The following is a 5,125-nucleotide window of genomic DNA, read 5'->3' as shown; positions in this document are numbered from 1 at the left end:
TCAATGGACTTAAATTCAGCCAAAATAATCAAGCCAATCAACTCTATATCAGATAGTTTTGGTTTTATAGGTTTAAAATAAAAATCTTCAGTTTCGGAAATGTCTCTTAAATTATTTAAAATTAAGTTGTAACTTGCCTCAAGGTTGCTCATAATTGTATTTGATTGGTAGTCAATACAATATACTAATTTTTAGTCACTTGAGCAACCTATTTTATAATGCACTACGGGTAAATATAATAAAAAAACATCTCATAAAGTGAGATGTTTTTTTGAATGTAATATTTTTTTGGGTTAATTTTTTAAGAGTGTTTGGCTGTGTACAATTTTATTGTTTTTAATGATTCTCAAATAATACGTACCCGGCAACTGGTTGGAAATGTCGAATTCTAAATTTGATGTGCTTATTATTACATTTCCCCTTATATCACTTACTTCCGTTTTGATATTGCTTAATTTATTATTGCTTTCTGTTGAAAGGGTTCGGTTTGTTGCACAAGGATCAATTATAATGTAGGCAGTATTGCCTTTTCCTGATTTTCCAACATTATAGCCGTCGCAGCCTGCAAATGGCGGAGGTAAAATAGTAACAATATCTTCGGTGGTTCCGCAGGCATTGGTAATTTCTACTTTAACCTGCATTGTCCAAGAATTGTCATAACCTTTTGCTGAACCTGAAGTGGCGTTTAAAGGGGCATATAAACGGGCGGTAGGATCTGTAGATGAAAGTTTTGTCCATTTGATTTGAGTGATGCCTAATTCCGAAGTAGAAGCAGGTAAATCTAGATTAAAGTGTGATTGATTATAATAATCAGGATTATTTATTTGAGTAACGGAAACATGTGGTTTCCCAATCCATATATTTTTAGTTACTGTATTACTGCTACCATCTCCGTACAAGTATGCTTGCAATTTTACAAAACCACTTGCACCTGCTTTTGGTGTAAAACTTATTTGAGGCTGGTTCGTAGTGCTTGTTATATCTATTAAATTTGCCCCGCTGATTACCGACCAGCTGATATAAGGAGCAAAACTAGTTGTGTACGTTGAATTATTATTTCCGCACAAAACTGCATCACCACCAATTTGGATTTTACTTCCACATAGATAGGCTGTAGTAATTTTTTGATTCTGTATAGCGGTATCCGTTGAAAGTTGATTGATAATAAATTGACCGTTTCTTTGGCTGAAAAAAATATGATTATTATTAGCACTGTAATCATCTACCTTCTCTGCAACAAAATTAACAAATGGAGTGTTTTGAAGATCATCGAAAGGAGAGAATGTTTTTTGGTAATCAGATTCGATTAAGGACTGATTGCCAAACTTATAATCTAATGCACTTGGAGTTGGAACAAATGAAAAATACGACACAGTTAAATAGTCACCTATAAATCTTGGTAAAGAATTTTTTGGAAATCTATATTTACCACCGCCATATTTGTCAATAGGCAAAATTCCTTGTGGTTGATAGTTGCTACCCGACAAAAGCGTATTTTGTGAAGGAATAAACCATAAAATATCTTTTTTATAGACAATCTTTCCGTTGTATAATTCTTTATTTTCGTTAAGATTAGTCATAGGTCGTACTACAAAATCATAGTGATATCTTGATTTGCCTGGTAATATTGATAAAATAACCTGACCGGGATCAAGGGTTACCCCACCAATCAGCGCGCCTATAAAATCAATAAACCATCCTTTGCTAACATGGTGCATCGTTACTAAATCCTGTAGGTTTTGATCTGTTCCACATTCGCTTCCATTAGAAATGGCAACATTTCTTGTTTGTTGTGGGTAGCCTTTTGTTTTAAGTGTTGATTGCCATGAATTATGAACCGAATTATCAATATTATAATTTTTGTCCACATAATTGATAAGCATTTGTCTTGAGGCTGGAGTGTCAGCAACGGTTAGTACTTCACTAATTGGGACACCGAAAACTACAGGGCTTAATATGTAATTTATACCTGCAACGACAGGAGATTTTAGAAATGTTTTGGATACATTTCTTAGCATATATTGAATTCCTAATGGAGTGTTGGCTCCTAAATGAGGTGCGTCGTGTGATATGTATAATTTGGTATCATGATTTTCACCTTTATCTTCCATGTCTTTTAGGGCATATCTTGCTACCAAACCACCCATGCTTTGCCCCATAACGATATTTTTTTCTGTGCCAACCTTATTTTGATTAACCCATCGTATGGCTTTTTTTAGGAGTTCTGCGTTATTCTGTATATAGTCTGTGCCTATTCCCCAGTCTACATATATAATATCATAATTCTCTATGAGATAACTTTGAAGTTCAGAGTTTTTCATTCCTTTTCCATTTAGAAAATCATCAATATTATTATCACCTCCTTCTTGTCTAGGTGCGGTAATATGCCCTGCATCAAATCCTTCTGCAACAATAAAAGGTTTAGTGATTTGGGTTTGTCCTGAACGGTATTTTATGTATAAAGTAAGTTTCGGTCTATTTACTACCATAGGAGGAAACGGAATGAAATATTGAAATTTTTCTAGCTCAATTTTTTTATATGGAGCACTCACTCTGGAAGTAGCAGTAGCATCTTCATTAACATATTTCCCTAAATCTCCAGTAATTAGGAATTTGTTTTTAGAATACAAAACTTGACCGTTATTTAATGTTAGCTTGTATGTCCAAATATATTCCCCAATAGCAGGATAATATACATTCATTAACTGTCCATAATTTACCGTTTTAAATGCTTCGTTGTCAGAAAATTTCACTTCTAATTTAGAAATTTCATTGTCGTAGTTACTTTGGAATAAACTTTGGGCAAATACTACATTGAAGTTTAATTTGTTATGAGAGTTTGCAATAGGCGCCATAGCAAAAACGTCAGAAATTTCGTATGGATTTTGCCAAACTCTATTAGTATATACGTCAGTAACCACATTGTTTGGAGAAACGGTGAGTGTTGAAGTAGAAATATTGGCAATTCTCCCAGTTGCGGATGCGGTTTTTGCAGTGGCTTGAAAATAAGCATTATTACTTTCTGAAAACTGATTATATCTGTAGTATACACCACCTACAGGAAGTAGATCTGTAGCTTGAGCCTTAAACCATTCTGATTGAAAATCGGCAGGAGGTTTAAGTGTACCTTGGTTAGCAGAAACCTTGCTCATTACAATAGTGTTATAAATATCTCCAATAATTTTTGAGCTGGTATATGAGCTATCCGTAGGAATGCCATTATATTTTTTAAGGTCTACAAATTCAACCGCCGCATCTAACAATAGACCTGTTTCAATCTTTGATTTATCCAAGTTATTAAAAATGTTTTGTAAAGTATTTTCTTCTAATACAGCATTTTCTGGTAATGCTTGATTTTGTGTAGAGTATAGATTTGTTTGGGCATTGGCATAAAGAGAAAAAATAATAGCCAATGCAGAAAGTAGTTTTGTTTTCATGATTTAGGGTTTTAAATAAATTGTTAATCAAATTTTTTATCAAATCTGCCATCGGTAATATTGATTACATTCCCATCTTTATTTACTGCCTTAAATTCAAAAGTACCAGATACAATATTCTTAGGGATGTCTAACCGAGTAATTTTGATTTTTCCGGGAACGACTGTTGATGCGTAAAAATCGTCTCCATTAATATCTTGATAATTAGCGAAGTTCTCACTTGTATTATCAGAATACGGAAGACTGTATTCTTTATCAAGTACTAAATTATTTAACGGAAGTTTTATAGAAATGCTATTACGGTATGTTTCCTCTCTGCTTTTTAAAGTCAGACTAATTATATAGTGACCATTATTTTGTTCAGCGTAATTACTAAATGGCGTTAAATATTTCGTTGTAGCCACCCAAACTTTTCCATCAACCAAACACCCTGCGGTATTGGCACCTGTTTGTGTAGCTTCTGGTAAAACATTGGTGTCTTGTTCACGGTCATTACAAGCAAAAAGGCTTAATAGTAGCAAGCCTGTGGTAATTACTGTTTTCATATTTTATATGTATTTTGGTTGAAGTAAAGTTAAGAAATAATGTGGATTTTTATATTATATTTTGTTAACAAGCATTGGGAAATCAGCTCTTTTGCAAAATAGGTGTTGGGCTTAGCTTTGGCTTTTTGCAAATGTGCTGATGCGCGTTGGAAAAAAAGGTGCTGGAAAAAAAGAATAAATTTTGCGTTGGGAAGATTATTTATTCCTTATTTTTTGATTTCTATTATTTTCTATTGTTGTACACTGTTTTGGCAGCATAGCATATAACGGGAAATGGCTTTGCGAGGTGCGGGCTACTGCAACCGAAAGTGGAGAGGAGAACCAATCTCTAGCAAAAACTTTTTCCATTTTTTAAAATTACGAAAAACCTAAAAAATGGAAAAGTTTTTTGCGGCTACTTAGACTAAATTTTCAAAGAAGGCTTTTCAACCCCGCATCTTGCAAAACCCATGTTGAACTAAACCTCCGGTAGTTTTTCCCATTCGCCGTTTTAGTAACTTTACCCGTAGTGCATTATCACGCGAGATTTATTTTTAGCTTGTTTATATTTCTGCCGAAAAGAAATTTATTCAGATATTGAATAGTTGTTAGTGTTGCAATTTTAGCCAAAATTCTGGTTTTAAAACCTTGAAAAGTTTTGGCATAGTTCCTTCTAATCATAAATTGGTCACAAAGTTGGGAAAATAACGTTTCGATTCTTTTCCGATATTTTTTGAACTGATAAAACTGTGGCTTGTAGTCTTTTTGATTTTTCCTTTTAGGAGTTTCTAATTCTATATTTACCTCATTGAATAAGTCTAACTGGATGGTTTGGGACAAATAGCCTTTGTCCCCAAGCAACACACAGTCAGACATTTGGAGTTTTATATCTTGCAAGTAGTGGATGTCGTGAACGGATGCGGGAGAAATATCAAAACTCTGAAAAACCCCAGAAATGGAACAGACAGCATGTAGTTTATACCCATAAAAATGCAGGTTCTGCGAAGCACAAAATCCTTTGTTGGGATAAGCATAATCTACATCCTTGCAAATCCTGCTTCTGGAGGAACGAGATAGTTTACATACTTCCAAAGGCATGCTGTCTACTACAAAGTAATTTTCAGATTCATTCAATTTATCCACCATTTTCATTCTTATTTCTTC

At 33.9% G+C, this 5,125-nt stretch carries 4 protein-coding genes and 1 pseudogene; all 5 read right to left on the bottom strand.

Annotated elements, in window-relative coordinates:
• Positions 1-152 (bottom strand): annotated as a pseudogene (locus BUB43_RS11635) (IS982 family transposase); the annotation flags it as partial.
• A 141-nt stretch (positions 153-293) separates the two neighbouring features.
• Positions 294-3,437: a lipase/acyltransferase domain-containing protein gene (locus BUB43_RS10805; protein WP_073181022.1), complete on the bottom strand. Its 3,144-nt coding sequence runs from the start codon at positions 3,435-3,437 to the stop codon at positions 294-296.
• A gap of 23 nt (positions 3,438-3,460) precedes the next feature.
• The gene (locus BUB43_RS10800; RefSeq protein ID WP_073181020.1) at positions 3,461-3,982 is read right to left on the bottom strand and encodes a Riean_0653 family protein; all 522 of its coding nucleotides are present in this window, start codon (positions 3,980-3,982) and stop codon (positions 3,461-3,463) included.
• A 195-nt stretch (positions 3,983-4,177) separates the two neighbouring features.
• Positions 4,178-4,330 carry a hypothetical protein gene (locus BUB43_RS11315; RefSeq protein ID WP_159430252.1) on the bottom strand — a complete coding sequence of 51 codons (153 nt, stop codon included), beginning with the start codon at positions 4,328-4,330 and terminating at the stop codon, positions 4,178-4,180.
• A 168-nt stretch (positions 4,331-4,498) separates the two neighbouring features.
• A partial coding sequence (locus BUB43_RS10795; RefSeq protein WP_083541311.1) for an IS982 family transposase occupies positions 4,499-5,125 on the bottom strand: 627 nt, incomplete at its 5' end.

Origin of the sequence: Cruoricaptor ignavus (genome assembly GCF_900141665.1) — a bacterium.
GTDB lineage: Bacteria > Bacteroidota > Bacteroidia > Flavobacteriales > Weeksellaceae > Cruoricaptor > Cruoricaptor ignavus.
This window is presented reverse-complemented; position numbering and strand designations above follow the sequence as displayed.

Bases quoted from the DNA above. Each gene is read 5' to 3' on its own strand.
- BUB43_RS10805 (WP_073181022.1), bottom strand. From the start codon at position 3,437: ATGAAAACAAAACTACTTTCTGCATTGGCTATTATTTTTTCTCTTTAT.
- BUB43_RS11315 (WP_159430252.1), bottom strand. From the start codon at position 4,330: ATGGAAAAAGTTTTTGCTAGAGATTGGTTCTCCTCTCCACTTTCGGTT.
- BUB43_RS10800 (WP_073181020.1), bottom strand. From the start codon at position 3,982: ATGAAAACAGTAATTACCACAGGCTTGCTACTATTAAGCCTTTTTGCT.